This is a genomic window from Clostridia bacterium (assembly GCA_019683875.1).
Taxonomy (GTDB): Bacteria; Bacillota; Sulfobacillia; order RBS10-35; family Bu92; genus Bu92.
In genome coordinates this window covers 1-16,810 of sequence record JADGHN010000034.1, presented here as the reverse complement: position 1 = coordinate 16,810, position 16,810 = coordinate 1, and the positions used below count along the sequence as shown (strand labels likewise).

Below are 16,810 nucleotides of genomic sequence, written 5' to 3'. Positions count from 1 at the left end.
GACCAGCAGCCAGAACGGCAAGCGGAACACGTAGAAGCCGGCGTCCCGGTGGAACAGCGGATCCGGGGCGCCGCCGTACGGCTGGGCGTGGAGGAAACGTAGCACCGTCAGCCACTGCGAGCCGACGGACAACCCCGCGACGAACGCGACGAGCGCCGCGGCCGCGGCGAGGATCACCGACACGCGGCGCCGCCAGAACCAACGGCGCCACTCCTCAGGGACCAGCTCAAGGGGCAGGTTCGCGAGGCCGCCGCGCGCCAGCCATAGGTTGAAAAACGTGACGGCCCCGAAGAGGATGCCGCCCGCCAGCGCGACGAGCCACTGGGCGCGGAACGTCGCCCAGAATACCGACGTGTACCCGAGGCTTTTGAACCAGAGCCAGTCGATGTAGACGCTGCCGAGCCGGTTGCCGAGCAGGAACAGCACGGCGACGACCGCGACGAACGTCCAGACGAGCCTTCGCCGACGCAACGCAGCGCCCCCTTTTTGGGCGGCTCTCCGTTAAAGAGAAGCCGCTTTCAAGGGAATTCCAACGCGCGAGCTAGATTCCTGCAGAGATGGTCGCCCTCGATGTCCATCAGTGTCCAATGTGGACGAGATTCCGGAAAAGAAGTCGAACGCTGTCCCATGCGACGCGGAAGAAGCCGCCCCGCCGAACGGCCGCGTCGGCCTTGAGCGGAGCGGTGAACGTCGCGCCACCACCCTTGAAGGCGACCGTTCCGAGCGTGCTGCCCTTCTGGACGGGCGCGATCAGGTAGGCGCGGCTCGCGGGCGCCATGCCGCGCGGGGTCCGCACCTGTACCGTTTCCGCGAGCTTCACGCTGCCATCCTTCGGGACGACGAGATGCACGGTCGCGGAGGCCTCCACCGTGCGCCGGTCGCCCTTGTACACCGGCACGCGCACGGAAACCTTGCGCGTCTCCGCGCGGAAGACGCGGAAGCCCCAATCGAGGAGCGTCTCCGCCTGCTCGGCGCGCTCCTTGTCGCCCGACGTCCCCATCACGGCGGCGATCAGACGCAGCGAGCCGACCTTGCCCGTCGCCACCATGTGGAAGAGCCCCTTGATGTTGCCCGTCTTCAGACCGTCGACTCGCGGGTCCGTGAAGAGCAGCGTGTTGTAGTTGTTTTGCGCTATTCCGTTGTACGTGAACGACTTCGTGGACGAATAGCGGAGGATCTCCGGGTGTTGCTGCAGGAGGTGCCGCGCCAGCCGCGCCATGTCGAGGGCGGTCGTGGTGCTCGCGTCGGCCAGCCCGGCCGCGTCGGCGAAACGGGTGTGGGTGAGCCCGATCTCCTTCGCGTGGGCGTTCATCCGGTCGACGAACGCCGGCTCGCTGCCATGGCCGAGGTATTCGGCGAGCGCCGTCGCCGCGTCGTTCCCCGAGGAGACCATCAGGCCGTAGAGCAGCTGGTCCACCGTGACCGGCAGCCCGGGTTGGATGAACATGCGCGACACCTGGGTGTCTTTCGCCAGCTTCCACGCGTGTGCACTCACCGGCACGACGTCCGACAGGGCGACCTGCCTGGCCTCGACCGCCTCCAGCGTGAGGTCCGCCGTCATCATCTTCGTGAGGCTGGCCGGAGGCTCGGCCCGGTCCGGGTCCAGCGCGTACAGCACCACCCCGCTGTCCGCGTCCATGAGGACGGCGCTCTGCACCGCCAGCGGCGGCGGCGTGAGGTCTTTGTACAGCGCGGTGCCCGCGGCCGCCGCGCGCGGCGAGAACACCGCCGCCGAAAGCAGGATCGCGAGGCCGGACAGAGCAGCGACAAGGCGCGAGATCGATCGTTCCAGCACGGATCTACCTCCTGATGGCCGCAGCATTCTTGAGTGTACCCCAAGCCCTGGCGTGGCGACGCGGACGGGCCGCGGGTCCTCATCCGCGGCAGGGATTGCGCGACGCCTGGCCAACATCGCTCATCATGCGGGTCCTCGTCGCGCCGAACGACTTCAAGGGCAGCATGTCCGCCGTCGCGGCCGCGCGCGCCATGGCCGAGGGCGCGCGGGCCGCGGGCGCACGCGCGCGCCTCCTGCCGCTTGCGGACGGCGGGCCCGGAACGGCCGAGGTGCTGCACCGCGCGCTCGGCGGGCGGTGGCGGCGCGAGGTCGTCCCCGACGCGTGGGGCCGCCCGCGCGCGGTGCGGTGGACGGCGCTGCCGGGCGACGAAGCGGCGTTCGACACGGCCGACGTGATCGGCCTCGCCCGCCTGCCCGTCGAGCTCCGCGATCCCTGGCGCACATCCAGTTTCGGCGTCGGCGTGCTCCTGAGGAGGCTGGCGTCCGCCGGCGTCCGCCGCGTGTATGTCGGTCTCGGCGGCACCGCGACCGTCGACGGGGGGCTCGGGTGCCTCGCGGCGCTCGGCGGCGCGTCCGCGCCGCCCGCCGAGCCGGGAACGCTCTCGCTGCCGCCGCTGGCCGATCTCCGGCTGCCGGAGCCGGAGGTGCTGCGCCACATGGAGATCGTCGCCCTCGCGGACGTCGACGCCCCGCTCTGCGGGCCGCGCGGCGCGGCGGCCGTGTTCGGCCCGCAAAAGGGCGCCCGGCCCGAGGACCTCCCCGAGTTCGACGCCCGCCTGCGGCGCCTCGCGGACCTCGTCGAGCGCGAGGCCGGACGGGCGCTCCGCGACCTACCGGGCGCGGGGGCGGCGGGAGGCCTGGGCTTCATGCTCACGGCGCTGGGCGCGCGCGTGGTGCCGGGGGCCGAGACGCTCCTGGACCGGGTCGGCTTCGACCGCAGGGCCGCCTGGGCGGACCTGATCGTCACCGGCGAGGGCCGCGTGGACGCGCAGACGCGGATGGGCAAGCTGCCCTGGGCCGTCGCCCGGCGAGCCATGCGGCTGGGCAAGCCCGTGCTGATCCTCGCCGGCGACCTCGGCGACGGCGCCCTCGATTGCATTGCGCCCGGACGGGTCGCCGTCGCCTCTATCTGCCCCGGTCCCATGGACGCCGCCGCGGCGATGCGCGACGCCGCCCGCCTCCTTCGGGAGGCCTGCCGGCGCGAGATCGCCGTCATCCGCATCGGCGCCGCGCTCGCCGCTCACTCCACCGTGCTGAACCCCTGAACGATCGGAAAGTCGACGTATCCGGAGAAGCGACGCGCCAGATGCGTCGTGAGATCCATGGAAGGGTCGCGCCCGAGGACCATGCGCGCCACGGCCTCGCCGACCGCCGGCGCGCGCATCACGCCGAAGCCGTTGAAGCCGACGGCCAGGTGCAGGCCGTCGACGCCCGCGTACGGGCCGAGGAGCGGCCGGCGATCCGGGGTGGCGTCGCACAGTCCGGCCCAGCCCCCGGTGAGCCGCGCGGAGGCGCCGTCCTTGTACCGCCGCGGCAGCCGCTCCGCCACGGACAGCAGGAACGCCTCGTCGTTCGCGTCAAAGAAGTTGTCGGGATCGGACTCCTTCTCCTCAGTCCCGTCGCCGAAGATGATCTTGCGACCGTCCGGGATCCAGTAGAACTCGAGGCCCATGTCGTGCAGGATGGGCAGTTGCGGCCGCTCGGGCGCGTCCAGCACGGCGACCTGCGTGCGGTACGGCTTGATCGGGATGTCGAGCCCGGAAGCGCGCAGCAACTTGCGGCTCCAGACCCCGCTCGCGACGACGACCACGTCGCCGGCGAGCCGCTCCCCGCCTTCGGTCACGACCCCGGCGACGCGGCCGCCCTCGATGGCGACGCGTGCCGCCTGGGTGCCCTTCATGATACGAACGCCGCGCGCCGCGAGCGTCTCCCCCACCACGTTCGTGTAGTCGTACGCGTAGACGTGTCCATCGTCCGGCGTGTACCACGCCGCCGCCACGCCGTCGACGCGCAGGTCGGGCCAGCGGTGGGCGGCCTCCTCCGCCGTCAGCCGCTCCACGCGGATGCCCTGCCCCACGAGCATCTCCGCCCGCCGCGCCATGACGGCGGCGGAGGCGTCGTCGCCGACGAGCGTGAGCATGCCGCCCTCAAGAAAGCGGAACCGATCGGGGTGCTCCCTGGCCACCGCACGGTAGATGGCCGCGGAGCGGTCGACCAGCCGGGCGTCCGTCGGGTCCCACGTCAGCGCGGAGACGATGCCGGCCGCCCGCGAAGTGAATCCAGCGGCCAGGTGGTCCTTCTCGACCAGCGCCACGTTCGTGACGCCCTCCTCCGCCAGCGTTCGAGCCACGCTGACGCCCACGGCGCCGCCGCCCACGATGATGACGTCGAAGTTTGCCACGTTGCATGCCTCCTATGTCGGAAGTGATGTCGCGCGCGCCGCGCTGCGGCGTCTTCAGTCCTGCGCTTCCGCGCCGCCCTCGGCGCCGTGCCAGAGCAGCCGGGACAGGAACTGACGCGCGCGCGGGTGCTTGGGCTGCCGGAAGAACTCCTCCGGCGGCGCCTCTTCCAGGATGCGGCCGTCGTCCATGAAGATGACGCGGTCCGCCACCTCCCGGGCGAAGCCCATCTCATGGGTGACGACGACCATCGTCATGCCTTCCTTGGCGATCTTGAGCATCACGTTCAGCACTTCGCCGATCAGCTCGGGATCGAGCGCGGACGTCGGCTCGTCGAACAGCATCACGCGCGGCCGCATGGCCAGGGCGCGCGCGATGGCCACGCGCTGCTGCTGGCCGCCGGAGAGCTTCGCGGGACGATGGTCGGCACGGTCGGCCAGGCCGACCAATTCCAGCATCTCCATGGCCGTCTTGCGCGCCGTCGACCGGTCGATCCTGCGCACGGTGACCAGCCCCTCCATGACGTTCTCCAGCGCCGTCATGTGCGGGAACAGGTTGAACGACTGGAAGACCATGCCCACATGCGCGCGGAGCTGGTCGATCTCCCGGGACGCAGGCGGGACCGTCTTTCCGTTCACAACCCGCGGTCCCACGGGCTGCCCGTCGACGATGATGCGGCCGGAGTCGATCGGCTCCAGGTAGTTGATCGTCCGCAAGAGCGTGCTTTTTCCCGACCCGCTCGGGCCGGCCACCACGACGACCTCGCCCTCATAGATCGTCGTGTGGATGTCGTTCAGCACGTGAAGCTTGCCGAAGTGCTTGTCGACGTGCTCGAACTGGATGATCGGCTTGCGGTCACTCATAGGCCAGCAACCTCTTCTCCACCCAGGCGCCCAGCGAGGTGAAGAGCGTCGTCAGCACGAGGTAGTACAGGGCCGCAAGGCTGAACAGCTCGAACGAGCGGAACGACGCGGCCGTGATCGTCTTTGCCACGAACGTGATCTCGAACACGCTGATCGTGGCGACGAGCGACGAGTCCTTCAGGAGCGCCACGAACTGGTTGATCGACGGCGGGATCATGCGGCGGAACCCCTGCGGCAGGATGACGCGCCGCATCGCCTGCGCATAGCTCATGCCGAGCGACCTCGCCGCCTCCATCTGCCCGCGGGGGATCGACTCGATGGCCGCGCGGAACACCTCCGCCAGATAGGCGCCGGTGTTCAGGCTGAGCGCCACCGACCCCGACACGAGCGCGTTGTTGAACAGCGTGAAGCCGAGCGAGGGCAGGCCGAAGTAAACGAGAAAGATCTGCACCAGAAGGGGCGTGCCGCGGAAGATCCACGTGTAAAACGTGCCGATCGCGCGCACGGGTCCGAAGGAAGAAAGGCGCGCGAGCGCCGCGAGCAGCCCCAGGATGACCCCGAAGAAGCTGCCGACCACCGTGAGCAAAAGCGTGAACTCGGCGCCGCGCAAGAACCACGGCGCGGTCTTGACCATAACGCCCCAAAAATCGAGCCCGGAAAGGGTGGGCGTGGGCAAACGAAAACCTCCTCCGCAACCGCGTCCGGCACACGACGAGGGCGGCCGAGACGGCTGCCCCCGTCGTGGACGGAGCGTACGACGTGCTTACTTGGTGCCGAACCAATCGGCGTAGATCTTGTCGTAGGTGCCGTCGCTCTTGAGCTTGTTGAGCGCGTCCTCGATGGCCTTCTTGAGGTTGGGCTGGTTCTTGCGGATGGCGATGCCCATGGGCGCCTCGTTGAACGGCTGGCCGACGACCACGTACCTGTCCGGGGCCGTCTTGCCGTAGTAGCGGGCGACCGGCTCGTCCAGGATGCTGGCGTCGGCCTGCCCGTTGCTCACGGCGAGCAGGGCGTCGGTGAAGGTGTCGAAGAGCTTCACGTTGGTCCCTTCGATGTCCTTCGCGACGTCTGCGTTCGTGGTGCCCGTCTGCACGGCGATCGTCTTGCCTTTGAGGTCGTCAAGGCTCTGGATGTTCTTCGGGTTGCCGGCCTTTACGACGATCACCTGGCCCATGCTGATGTAGTCGATGAAGTCGACCTGCTGGCGCCGTTCCTCGGTGTCGTTCATCGAGCTGAGGATGGCGTCGTACTTACCCGTGACGAGGCCGGGGATGATCCCGTCCCACTCCACGATCTTGACGTCGTACTGGACGCCGAGCTCCTTCGCGATGGCCTTGCCGAGGTCGATGTCGAACCCGACGAGCTGGCCGTTCTGGTCCGTGAATTCGTCCGGCGGATACGCGCCGTCGGTGGCGAATGTGATCTTGCCGGCCGCCTTGATCTTGGCGAGATCGTCGTTGGCGGCGGGCTCCGACGTCTGTCCGCCGCTGGCGCCGGACTCCGAGGACGGCGCCGATTGCCCGCCGCAGCCCAGCGCGACGAGCAAGACGACGCCGAGCAACAGGGCCAGCGCTGCGCGCGTGCCGATGCGCTGCGTCTTCGTCCGCAATCTCTTCGCCTGCCTTCCCAGGTTGTCCCGACGAAAATTCTGTTGAAATGCGGGCAAGTCCTGCAACGGCAAGAGTTTTCACCGGCCCGGAGCCGGTCCCGGCGACGGCGACCCGGCCGCGCGCCACTCCCGCACCAGGTCGAGACCGCGGCTCGTGCCCAGGCGGTCGGCCCCGGCCGAAATCAGCGCCAGCGCCTGCTCCACCGTGCGGATGCCGCCCGCGGCCTTGACTTTCGCCCGCGCGCCGGCCTCCTCCCGAAGCCAGCGCACGTGGGGCACCGTCGCGCCACCCGGCCCGAAGCCGGTGCTGGTCTTGAGGAATGCGGCCCCACCGGCCAGCGCCGCGCGCGCGGCCTCGCGGATGCGGGCCTCGTCCCCGAGAAGCGCCGTCTCCAGAATGACCTTGACCGGGCGCCCGCTCGCCGCGCCGACGACGGCCGCCACGTCGCGCTCCACGCGGCGCCACTCGCCCGCCATGGCCCAGCCGAGATTCGCCACCATGTCGATCTCGTCGGCCCCGTCCGCGACCGCCCGCTCCGCCTCGAACGCCTTGACCTCGCTGGCGTTCGCGCCGTGCGGAAACCCGACCACGGTGACCAAGCGCACGCCGTGACCGGAGAGCGCCTCGCTGGCCCTGCGCACGTACGCCGGCTGCACGCACACGCCGAACAGCCCGCCCTCGACCGCCTCGGCGCAAAGCTGGAGGACCTGCGATTCCGCGCCCTCGGGCTTGAGATAGGTGTGCTCGATGTACGCCGCCAACTGGAAGGCGTCGCCCGCCATGCCGTCGTCAACCCCCCGCCTTACACCAGTTCGGGGACGCCCTCGTGGACCCTGCGCGCCACTTCGGCCATTTCCTCGCCCAATTGGTGGAAGCGCGCCGCGAGCTCCCGCCGGTCGCGCACGCTGAGGGCGATGTGCAGGATGGTCCGCTCGATGGAGCGCTTCCGCTCCAGGTGCCGGAGGATCACGTCCAGCTCGCCGACGACCTGCCGGAACAGGTCGATCTTGGCGTGGAGCAGGTCGAGGATCGCCTCTTCGATGGTATCGCGGGCGAAGAGATTGTACACGTGCACATCCGCCTCCTGGCCGAGGCGGTGGACGCGGCCGATGCGCTGCTCCACGCGCATCGGGTTCCACGGCAGGTCGTAGTTGACGAGATGGCGGCAGAACTGGAGGTTCAGACCCTCCCCGCCGCACTCCGTGCTGACCAGCACGCGCGCGCCGCGGGCGAACGCGCGCAGGACCTCGTCCTTGGCGGACGCCGCCAGCCCGCCGTGGAACGCGACCACGTCGACGCCGGCCTTGCGCAGCCGCGCCACGAGGTCGTCCTGTGTGGCCCGGTACTCGGTGTACACGAGGACCTTGTCGCCGGCGCCGCGGACGACCTGCTCCAGGGCGCGGGCCTTGGCCGATTCCCGCGCCGCGGCCGCCAGCGACCACAACCCGGCGTAACGGCGGCGCCACTCGCCGTCCGCGATCTGCTCCAGTGTCGCCCTAAGCGCGGCCGCGCTGGAGCAGACCTCGCGCTGCAGGGCGATGAGGGGCAGGATGGAGCCGCCGTCGGTAACCCTCCGCCAGTACTCCGCGCGGACCGCGTCGGTGACGGCGTCGTATAGCTCGCGCTCGGCGAGCGTCAGGTCGACCGCCACCATGTGCACGTTGCGCTTCGGAAACGCGGGCAGAAAGTCGCCGCGGCGGTGGCGCACCATCACCCGCTCCAGGACGGCCCGCAGGGCAGCGGGGTCCCTGGGCGTGCGGCGGTCCATGAGAAAACGTCGTTGAAACGACTCGAACCCGCCGAACAGGTCCGGCTGGATCAGCGAAACCAGCGCGTAAAGCTCCGTTAGGTCGTTCTGCAGCGGCGTCGCCGAGATGAGCACGAGATGGCGGCGGTCGAGCGCCGCCACGAACTGGTGGACCCGCGTGCGGCGGTTCTTCAGGCGGTGTGCCTCGTCGACGACGACGAGGTCCCACCGTCGGCCGAGTAGGCCGCCGGCGCGCCCGTCGCGCTTCGCCGCATCCAGCGAGCGGACGACGATGCCCCCCTCCCCGGCCCGGTCCGTGGTTCGCAACCCGAACTTCTCCGCGAGCTCGCGACGCCACTGGTACGTGAGCGAGGCCGGCACGAGGACGAGAACGTCGCGGCAACGCTCCCGCCGCTGCAACTCGAGAATGACAAGCCCGGCCTCGATGGTCTTGCCGAGGCCGACCTCGTCGGCCAGGATGCCGCTCCCGCCCATCTCCTCGACGATGCGCTCGGCGGCCCGGACCTGATAGGGATGGAGCGCCCAACCCCGCCGGCGGAACCTCGCTTCGACCTCGGACAGGCATTCCAGCGGCACCGCGGGCACCCCCTTCACACGTAGATGCGCTCGCCGACGAGCAGCTCAAGCGGCTGGCGCTCCTGCAGCATGTTCCGCCACGGGTCGCCGCGGCGGCGAAGGCGCTCCGGCACGCTGCGCAGGTTCCAGTACGCCGGGTCGACGGAGGCCAGCTCGGACCAGTCGAGGGGACAGGATACGGGGGCTCCAGGCCGGGGCCGCAGGCTGTAGGGCGCGCAAAGCGTCTTCCCCATGTGGTTCTGCAGGTAGTCGATGTACACTTTGCCGCCCCGCTTGTTCACCATCCGCTCCACGGTGCACCGCTCCGGCCACATGCGGACGAACGCGACGGCGAGGCGCCGCACCGCCTCCGACGTCTGGCGGTAGGTGTACCCGCGGCGCAGGGGCACGTACACGTGCAGCCCCGTGGCGCCCGACGTCTTGAGGAACGCCCGCACGCCGCGCCGTTCGAGGTACTCCCGCAGCACGAGCGCCACGTCGCGCGCGTCGTCAAACGTGGCCGGCTCCATGGGGTCCAGGTCGATGACGCAGAAGTCCGGCTCCTCCGGGTTCATGCACGGCGAGTACCAGGGGTGCAGTTCGATCGCCGCCTGGTTGGCCAGCCAGACGAGCGTGGCGCGATCGCGGCAGACGACGAAGCCCAGCCAGCGACGGCTCTCCTGCGAATAGTACGGCCAGAGCGGGACCCACTCGGGCGTGCCGGGAGGGCGGTTCTTCTGGTAGAACCACTCGCCGTGAATGCCGTCCGGGTAGCGCGTGACGACCAGCGGGCGTCCTTCGAGGTGCGGCAGGATGGCGTCCGCCACCGCCTCGTAGTACTGGACCATGTGGCCCTTGGTGAGCCCGTCGTCCGGCCAGAACGGCTTGTCGAGGTTACGGAGCGTCAGGCGGCGTCCGTCCACCCAGACCGTCTCTTCCGACCCCATCCGGCGCCTCCACCCCCCAATCCTCAAGACGGCATTGGCGCGGGTCCCCCCGCGCGACGGCCACGACGGTCGGCGCCCTCAGCAGGAGGCCGGGCGTCCACTCCTGGAAGCGCACCGTCACGACGAGCAGCGGCTCCACCCACACGGGTTCGGCCGGCAAGCCCCCGGGAGCCGGGCGGAAGGGGCTGGCCGGAACGCGGTGAGCGTCGAGGAATGCGCGAAGCACCCGGCGGTCGCTGGTCGACAGCCCGGACCCGGCGCGGCCGATGTACCGCAGCCATGGTCCGTCGTACGCGCCGATGAGGACGGAGCCCAGCCCGTCCGCCCCGGGCAGGTAGCCCCCCACCACGCCGTTCCGCGTCCGCCAGACCTTGATCTTTCGCCAGCTGTCGGACCTCTTGCCAGGGAGGTACGCGCTCGTGCGTTCCTTGGCGACGACGCCCTCCAGGCCGAGGCGCTCCACGGCTTCGAAGAGGGCGCTGCCCTTCTCGCCGGGCCAGGCGTCGACCCGCGCCACCCGGCCGTCGCGGCCCCTGAGCAGGCGCTCCAACCGCTCGTGACGGGCCTGCCAAGGCTGCCGGCGCCAATCGCGGCCGTCCTCCCACAGGATGTCGAACACCTGGTACACGGCCGGCCAGGCGCGGGCCAGGCGTGCCACGGCGCGCGCGTCCCGCGCCCGATCGCGGCGCAGGACCGCGGGGAAGGACGGCCGGCCGTCCACCAGCACGACCATCTCGCCGTCGTACACGGCGTCCGGCCCCTCGGCCAGGGCCTCCAGCTCCGGGTACGCGTGCTCGCGCGGGTGGCCGCGGCGCGTCCGGGCGCGGATCGCGCCGCCGCTCACCCAGGTGAGCAGGCGGATGCCGTCCCACTTGACCTGGAAGGCGAAGCGCGGGTCGTCAAACGGCTCCGGCCAAAGCACCGGCTCCATCACCACAGGCGGCACAGGCCATCCCGCCGCCGAACCCGCGGGCCGCATCTAGCTGGTGCGCCCGGCCAGGGCGCGCTGCGCCTCCACCCTGCGCACGCTCTCCTCCAGGGCCGCGAGGAGGTCGCGCGGCACGCGCTCCTCGACGGGCGCGGGCTCCACGATCTCCTGTCCCGCCACCTTGCGCTCGATGAGGTCCCGCAGGGCTTCGCGATAGCGATCGTGGTAGCGCTCCGGCTGGAACGGCACCGACAGGCTCTGCACCAGCTGCTCGGCGATCGCGAGCTCGCGCTCCGAGGGGGCCGGCAGTTGCCGGAGATCTTCGAGCCCGGCCGGCTGCCGGATTTCGTCCGGGTAGTGCAGCGTCTCCAGCACCAGGGCGTCGTCGCCGTAGAGGCGAACGAGGCCGAGGCGCTCCTTCGCACGCAGCGCGATGCGGCAGAGCCCGGCGCGGCCTGAGCGGCCCATGGTGGCGCGCAGCAGCGCGAACGGGCGGGCGCCGCCCTCAGCGGGCGCAAGGAAGTACGAACGGTCGAAGTAGATCGGGTCCACTTCCTCCACCCGGACGAAGTCGAGGATCTCGACCGTCTTGCTCGTCGGCAGCGGCAGCTTCTCGAGGTCCTCGTCGTCGACGACGACGAACTGGCCCGGCAGGTACTCGTACCCGCGCACGATCTCCTCTGCGCTGACGTCCTGGCCGCACGCCGGGCAGTGCCGCCGGTACTGGATCGGAGTGTGGTCGGCCCGGTGCAGCTGCCGGAAGTGCACGTCGCGGTCCTCCGTCGCGGCGTACAGCCGCACGGGGATGTGCACGAGGCCGAAGCTCAACGCGCCGTTCCAGATGCTGCGCATGCCCGCCGATCCTCCGTCCTGCGCTTAACGTGCCTGCCGCGCCGGCCGGGCATGTCACACAAATCGTGGAAGACGAGAAAACGAACGCCCCCGTTTCCAGGGGGCGCGCGTGCCGGGACCGTCGCGTCGACGACCGTCCGGTCAGTCGGTGGGATACGGGCCGTAGGGGTCGGACGTCGCCTGGCTTTTCGCCGCGTCCCCGCCGGCGGGCGAGGTCCTCGTCGCGAGCGCGGTGCCGTCCCGCATGGCGGCGCGACGCCCGTCGCCGTTCTTCTGAAGCACGCCCTGCAGGCGGTCGAGCACCTCGGGCGTCATGTCGAGCAGGCGCTCCACCGTGCCGCGGTCGCCGACAGGAAGAAGCCGGATGGCGTTCGGGCTGACGACGAGAAACGCGACCGGCTGCACGGACACGCCCGCGCCGCTGCCGCCGCCGAACGGGTGGGCCTCGCCCCGGGCGCCCGGCCAGTCGCTGCCGCCCGCCGCGAAGCCGAACGCCACGCGCGAGACCGGCACGATCACCGTGCCGTCCTTCGTCTCCACCGCGTCGCCGACCACCGTGTTGACGTCGATCATGCCCTTGAGGGACTCCATCGCCGTCTGCATCAAGCCCTGAATGGCGTGCTCGCTCACGAAGGGCGCACCTCCAAGACCATGCGTTTCGCCCAGCGGGCGACGGCGCGCGCGACCTGACCCAGCGCGATGCGCCCGAGAGCGGCTATAAGGTGCCCGAGGCGCCACGACCATATGCAGTGCGCCTCGAACGACCACGACGGCCACGGGGAGAAGTCGGGCCAGATGGCGATGTCCGGCCGGCCGCGGTACCGCCAAGCGCGGGCGGAGGCGACGAGCGCGGGCCACAGCGCGGCGTGCACGAGGCCGTAGGCGATGGCCGTTTGCGCGGCGTCGCCGGTGCCCACCTGGACGCGCAGGACGAGCGTCTCCAGCCGGGCGCCTCCAAATGCGACGCCCATCGCGAGGAGTTCCGGGACGTGCGCGCGCAGGTCCCGGACCCAGCGGCGGACGTCGCGCACGGTGACGTCGAGGCTGTCGAGCCGGAGCGGGAGGTCCTTCGGCAGGGGAAGCGGGGCCGTGCCTCCCAGGGGGCCGCACCGCCACTCCACGATGCCCTCGCGCCGCGCAGGCCGCTCGTCCCACCGCACGTGCACGCCGAGCGACACGCGGACCAGGGCGGCGGCCGCGAGCAGCCCCGCGACCGCGACGGCGACCACCCACGCGACGGAGAGATGGGGCGCGCTCAACGCCATCACCGTGGAAAGCCTGTCCAGAGATGGCGTTTCCTAGTCCTGGCCCTGCGCCTTGGGCGGGACGCGCAGGAACAGCTGGCGCGGGGCGTCCGAGGGCAGCAGCGTGCGCGGATCGGGCAGGTCGCGGACGTCGCGGATGCCGAAGTACGTGAGCACCCGCCTCGTCGTTCCGTAGAGGGCCGGCCGCCCCGGCGCGTCCTTGCGGCCGACCTCGCGCACGAATCCGCGCTCGATCAGGGTGTGCAGCGCGCTTTCCGAGTGGACCCCGCGCAGGGCGTCGATCTCCGCGCGGGTGACCGGCTGCTGGTAGAGGATGATCGCGAGCGTCTCCAGCGCGGCCGGGGACAGCGGCGCGCCCGCCGGTCCCTTGAGCCGCGCGATGACGTCCGCGTGCGCGGGCTTGGTGACGAGCCGCCAGCCGCCGGCCACCGCTTCCAGCTGGATTCCCCGGGATGCGTCCGCCAGCGCGCCCTCAAGCTCCCGGAGGGCGGCCTCCACCGCGCCCCTCTCCACCCCGCAGAGGTCGGCCAGGCGCGCGGTGGTGAGCGGTTCCTCGGCCGCGAACAGCAATGCCTCGACCTGCGGAACGAGCGGGTTCAGCGCCCGCCGCCCCCCCGACCGGAGGCCGGTCGCCCGGGAAAGACGACGATCGGCGCCCGCGGATCTTCCTGGCGCGCGACGACCTCCCCGAGGCGGATCAACTCCAGCAGCGCGAGGAAGGTCAGGATGACGTCGCGCCGCCCCGCGGACGCCCCGAAGAGCCCGTCGAAGGCCACCGGTCCGACCTGAACGCGGCGGAGGATCTCCCGCATGCGGTCACGGATGGTGACCGGCTCCCGCGCGACCTGGCGCGACTGCTCGCGCGCCCGCTCCCAGACGGCGCGGAACGCGGCGAGCAGCGCATCCGCCGAGACGGCGTCCGCCGGCTCCTCCACAAGCCGAGGGCGTCCGGCCGCGCCGCGGGGATACTTGCGCCGCGCCTCCTGCTGATAGGCCTGGAGGGCCTTCGCGACGTCCTGGTACGCCTCCAGGGCCGCGAGCCGCTCCAGGAGTTCCTCGCCCGGCAGGAAGGGCCCGCCGGCCTCCTCGCCTTCGCCTTCCGCCTCGTTCTCCTGCGGCGCCGGCTCCGGCGGGAAGAGGAGCCGGGCCCGCTTCTCCACGAGCCGCGCAAGCTGGACCAGCGCCTGGCTGGCCGGCTCCAGGTCCGCGGCGTCCATGCGGGCCCAGCGGCGACGCGCGCGCTCGGCGAGCGGCGCCAGAGGCACGCCCTCGCCCGCCGCGAGACGCTCCTCCGTCCAGCGGATCGCTTCCGCGAGGTCGTCCGGTTCTTGACGCGTCGCCGTCACGGCGCGAACCACCCCAACAGCGTGCGCGTGCCGAAGCCGATGAGCGGCGAGATCAGGTTCCCCACGTACCCGGACGCCACGAGCAGAAGGAGCACGAGCCAGCCGTAGGCCTCGACCTGCTGGTACCGCCAGGCCGCGTGAGGCGGCAGGAGGCTGCCCAGGATGCGCGACCCGTCCAGGGGAGGGATGGGAATCAGGTTGAAGATCGCCAGCGACACGTTGTAGACGAGGGAGAGGTACAGAATGATGCGGATGGCGTCCGCCACCCCCGCCGCTTCGCCGAACAACCGGTCGGCACGGACGAGGAGCCAGGCGCTGGCCACGGCGGCGATGGCGTTCGCGACCGGCCCGGCGAGCGCCGTCCACAGCATTCCCGCTCTCGGCTGCGCGAAGTTCCGCGGATCCACGGGAACCGGCTTCGCCCAGCCGAAGCGGGCGACCCACAGCATGATCAGGCCCAACCAGTCGACATGCGCGAACGGGTTCAGCGTCAAGCGGCCAGCGGCACGGGGAGTCGGATCGCCAAGACGCGTCGCCATCCAGGCGTGCGCGTACTCGTGAAAGGACAGGGCGAAGAGCAGGCCCGGCACGCCGTAGATGAGCACGGTCAGATCGGTCATCATCGTCGCCATCGTAGGCCTGGAAAGCGCATCCGGTCAAGATGCCTGCCATGGCGCCAGGCGCTGGCCGCGGAGAAGGTCTTCCTCCGTCTCTCTCTCGCACACGCAGGCGTGCTCGCCGTTGCGCAGCATGACGACGGCCGGCCGGGGCACGGCGTTGTAGCGCATCGACATCGGGAACGTGTACGCGCCGGTCCCGAACACGGCGAGGCGGTCGCCCCGGCGCAGGCGCGGCAGCGCCGCGCCGGCGAGGAGAACGTCGCCCGACTCGCAGTAGCGGCCGACGACGTGGCAGATCTCCACGGGACCGTCCCCCTCCACACGCGCGGCGCGGTAGCGGGCCTGGTACAGCGCGGGGCGGATGTTGTCGCCCATGCCCCCGTCCACGGCCACGACCGGCGTGAAGCCGGGCACGCGGTGCGTGTCTCCGGCCGTGTAGATCGTGAGCCCGGCCGGCGCCGCGATGGCGCGTCCCGGCTCGATGCCGATGCGCGCGGGCGGCTGGCCGGCCGCAGCCGCGCGCTCCGCCTCCGCGACCGCGGCCGCCCAGGTCTCGGCGTCCAACGGCTTTTCATCCACGTACCGGTAGGCCGGGCCGCCGCCGATGTTGACCTCTTCCAGCCACACGCCGGTGCGCTCGGCGAACTGGCGGCGCAAGTCGTACAGGTAGCGCACCCCGGCCGCATAGATGGAGGCGTCGCCGATCTGCGAGCCGAGGTGGGCGTGCAGTCCGGCCAGGCGCACCCCGGCCTCGTGCGCGCGGAGGAGCCCGCGCAGCGCTTCGCCGCTGGGCCCGTCGAAGCCGAACTTCCCGCCGCGGCCGCCCGTGGAGATGTACTCGTGCGTGTCGGGGGAAAGCCCCGGCGCCACCCGCAGGAGTGCCGGCGGCTGTTCCTCCCGCCGCAGCGCGATCCAGCGTTCCAGCTCGTCCGGGTTGTCGATCACGACCTGGCCGACGCCGCCGCGCGCCGCGAGGCGCAACTCGTCGTCCGACTTGTTGTTGCCGTGCAGGCGCAGGCGCTCCGGCGCCACGCCGGCAAAGCGGGCGGCGGCGACCTCGCCGGCCGAGACGACGTCGAAGGACAGGTCGAGGTCGGCGAGCGCCCGGAAGAACGCCGGCAGCGCCAGGGCCTTGGCGGCGTACGACACGCTGGCCCGCGGGCCGAACGCCCGCCGGAAGGCCTCGATGAACCGACCCGCGGCGGCGCGCGCGACATCCTCGGAGAGCACGAGAAGAGGCGTTCCGTAGCGATCCGCCAGCTCGGTCAGGCGCACGCCCGAAAAGCAGAGCACACCATCTGCGTCACGGCTGACCCCTTCGGGGAGTTCCGGTGAGGGATCGTGTGGAGTGTCATCGTTCCGCATGGGATCGATGGTAGCGGGGAATCCGCGTTCCGTCAACGCTTGGGACGGGACGCCCTCCGCCCCCGGCTGGCGACCGGCCACAGGTAGGGCCGGCCGAGCGACCGCGTCCTCAGCAGGAGGAGCAGCGTGATCGCGGTCAGGGCCGCCAACCCCCATCCGCCGAGGATCCCGGCGACGAGAATCGCGGCGAGGCGCCAGGCGCGAACGCTGCCGCGGAGTTCTGCGCTCGGGATGGCGAAGGTGGCGACGGCGGCGAGCGTGGCGTAGAGCACCGTGGGCCAGGCGAGGAGGCCCGCCGCGATCGCCAGCTGGCCCAGCAAGAGCCCGACGATGACGTTCAACGCGGCCGTCGCGCCGGACGATGACGCCAACGCGGCGCGCACCAGCTCCAGGCCGGCCTCGCTGAGCGCAAACTGCACCCAAAGCGGCATCGCCACCGCCCAGGGCGCCCCCGCCGCGCCGGCCCACCCTGTCCACCAAGGCCCCTGGCGGGCGAC

19 protein-coding genes are annotated in these 16,810 nt (G+C 71.3%); 1 reads left to right on the top strand and 18 read right to left on the bottom strand.

The genetic code is table 11. The features are described 5' to 3' along the window. The coding region (locus IRZ18_04380) for a UPF0182 family protein (GenBank protein ID MBX5476344.1) at window positions 1-471 on the bottom strand (471 nt) is incomplete at its 3' end. A 106-nt stretch (window positions 472-577) separates the two neighbouring features. Then, complete coding sequence (locus tag IRZ18_04375) at window positions 578-1,795, bottom strand: D-alanyl-D-alanine carboxypeptidase (GenBank protein ID MBX5476343.1); 1,218 nt, start codon at window positions 1,793-1,795, stop codon at window positions 578-580. A gap of 95 nt (window positions 1,796-1,890) precedes the next feature. On the opposite strand from IRZ18_04375, the gene IRZ18_04370 reads away from it, so the two are divergent. After that, window positions 1,891-3,060, top strand: coding sequence for a glycerate kinase (locus IRZ18_04370; GenBank protein MBX5476342.1), 1,170 nt, complete (start codon window positions 1,891-1,893; stop codon window positions 3,058-3,060). On the opposite strand, the gene IRZ18_04365 is transcribed toward IRZ18_04370, so the two are convergent. The 16 genes from IRZ18_04365 to IRZ18_04290 form a co-directional block, all read right to left on the bottom strand. Then, on the bottom strand, window positions 3,036-4,196 hold the full coding sequence (locus tag IRZ18_04365; protein MBX5476341.1) for an FAD-binding oxidoreductase: 1,161 nt from the start codon (window positions 4,194-4,196) through the stop codon (window positions 3,036-3,038). The two genes, IRZ18_04370 and IRZ18_04365, sit on opposite strands and share 25 nt — an antisense overlap. 54 nt (window positions 4,197-4,250) lie before the next feature. Beyond that, window positions 4,251-5,039, bottom strand: coding sequence for an amino acid ABC transporter ATP-binding protein (locus IRZ18_04360; GenBank protein ID MBX5476340.1), 789 nt, complete (start codon window positions 5,037-5,039; stop codon window positions 4,251-4,253). Between the two features lie 10 nt (window positions 5,040-5,049). Further along, on the bottom strand, window positions 5,050-5,691 hold the full coding sequence (locus IRZ18_04355) for an amino acid ABC transporter permease (protein ID MBX5476339.1): 642 nt from the start codon (window positions 5,689-5,691) through the stop codon (window positions 5,050-5,052). A gap of 129 nt (window positions 5,692-5,820) precedes the next feature. After that, window positions 5,821-6,666: a basic amino acid ABC transporter substrate-binding protein gene (locus tag IRZ18_04350; GenBank protein ID MBX5476338.1), complete on the bottom strand. Its 846-nt coding sequence runs from the start codon at window positions 6,664-6,666 to the stop codon at window positions 5,821-5,823. 78 nt (window positions 6,667-6,744) lie between these two features. Continuing rightward, window positions 6,745-7,449 carry a deoxyribose-phosphate aldolase gene (deoC, locus tag IRZ18_04345; protein MBX5476337.1) on the bottom strand — a complete coding sequence of 235 codons (705 nt, stop codon included), beginning with the start codon at window positions 7,447-7,449 and terminating at the stop codon, window positions 6,745-6,747. Window positions 7,450-7,469: 20 nt separating this feature from the next. After that, window positions 7,470-9,011 carry a DEAD/DEAH box helicase gene (locus tag IRZ18_04340; GenBank protein MBX5476336.1) on the bottom strand — a complete coding sequence of 514 codons (1,542 nt, stop codon included), beginning with the start codon at window positions 9,009-9,011 and terminating at the stop codon, window positions 7,470-7,472. 14 nt (window positions 9,012-9,025) lie between these two features. Then, window positions 9,026-9,937, bottom strand: a complete 912-nt coding sequence (gene ligD, locus IRZ18_04335; GenBank protein MBX5476335.1) for a non-homologous end-joining DNA ligase — start codon at window positions 9,935-9,937, stop codon at window positions 9,026-9,028. Then, entirely contained in the window at window positions 9,885-10,883 is a 999-nt protein-coding gene (locus tag IRZ18_04330) for a DNA ligase (GenBank protein MBX5476334.1), read from the bottom strand. Before IRZ18_04330 ends, ligD begins: the two co-directional genes overlap by 53 nt. Window positions 10,884-10,916: 33 nt before the next feature. Then, window positions 10,917-11,717 carry a Ku protein gene (locus IRZ18_04325; GenBank protein MBX5476333.1) on the bottom strand — a complete coding sequence of 267 codons (801 nt, stop codon included), beginning with the start codon at window positions 11,715-11,717 and terminating at the stop codon, window positions 10,917-10,919. Between the two features lie 141 nt (window positions 11,718-11,858). Then, window positions 11,859-12,347, bottom strand: coding sequence for a GerW family sporulation protein (gene ytfJ, locus IRZ18_04320; GenBank protein MBX5476332.1), 489 nt, complete (start codon window positions 12,345-12,347; stop codon window positions 11,859-11,861). Then, window positions 12,344-12,976 carry a DUF2953 domain-containing protein gene (locus IRZ18_04315; GenBank protein ID MBX5476331.1) on the bottom strand — a complete coding sequence of 211 codons (633 nt, stop codon included), beginning with the start codon at window positions 12,974-12,976 and terminating at the stop codon, window positions 12,344-12,346. Before IRZ18_04315 ends, ytfJ begins: the two co-directional genes overlap by 4 nt. A gap of 39 nt (window positions 12,977-13,015) precedes the next feature. Continuing rightward, window positions 13,016-13,582 carry an SMC-Scp complex subunit ScpB gene (gene scpB / locus IRZ18_04310; GenBank protein MBX5476330.1) on the bottom strand — a complete coding sequence of 189 codons (567 nt, stop codon included), beginning with the start codon at window positions 13,580-13,582 and terminating at the stop codon, window positions 13,016-13,018. Next, the gene (locus IRZ18_04305; GenBank protein ID MBX5476329.1) at window positions 13,579-14,328 is read right to left on the bottom strand and encodes a segregation/condensation protein A; all 750 of its coding nucleotides are present in this window, start codon (window positions 14,326-14,328) and stop codon (window positions 13,579-13,581) included. The genes scpB and IRZ18_04305 overlap by 4 nt, the downstream gene beginning before the upstream one ends. Then, window positions 14,325-14,951, bottom strand: a complete 627-nt coding sequence (locus IRZ18_04300) for a site-2 protease family protein (protein ID MBX5476328.1) — start codon at window positions 14,949-14,951, stop codon at window positions 14,325-14,327. The genes IRZ18_04305 and IRZ18_04300 overlap by 4 nt, the downstream gene beginning before the upstream one ends. Before the next feature lie 33 nt (window positions 14,952-14,984). Then, window positions 14,985-16,241, bottom strand: coding sequence for a diaminopimelate decarboxylase (gene lysA / locus IRZ18_04295; GenBank protein MBX5476327.1), 1,257 nt, complete (start codon window positions 16,239-16,241; stop codon window positions 14,985-14,987). 104 nt (window positions 16,242-16,345) lie between these two features. After that, a partial coding sequence (locus IRZ18_04290; GenBank protein MBX5476326.1) for a spore germination protein occupies window positions 16,346-16,810 on the bottom strand: 465 nt, incomplete at its 5' end.

Bases quoted from the DNA above. Each gene is read 5' to 3' on its own strand.
- IRZ18_04325 (MBX5476333.1), bottom strand. From the start codon at position 11,717: ATGCGCAGCATCTGGAACGGCGCGTTGAGCTTCGGCCTCGTGCACATC.
- IRZ18_04355 (MBX5476339.1), bottom strand. From the start codon at position 5,691: ATGGTCAAGACCGCGCCGTGGTTCTTGCGCGGCGCCGAGTTCACGCTT.
- ligD (MBX5476335.1), bottom strand. From the start codon at position 9,937: ATGGGGTCGGAAGAGACGGTCTGGGTGGACGGACGCCGCCTGACGCTC.
- IRZ18_04300 (MBX5476328.1), bottom strand. From the start codon at position 14,951: ATGATGACCGATCTGACCGTGCTCATCTACGGCGTGCCGGGCCTGCTC.
- deoC (MBX5476337.1), bottom strand. From the start codon at position 7,449: ATGGCGGGCGACGCCTTCCAGTTGGCGGCGTACATCGAGCACACCTAT.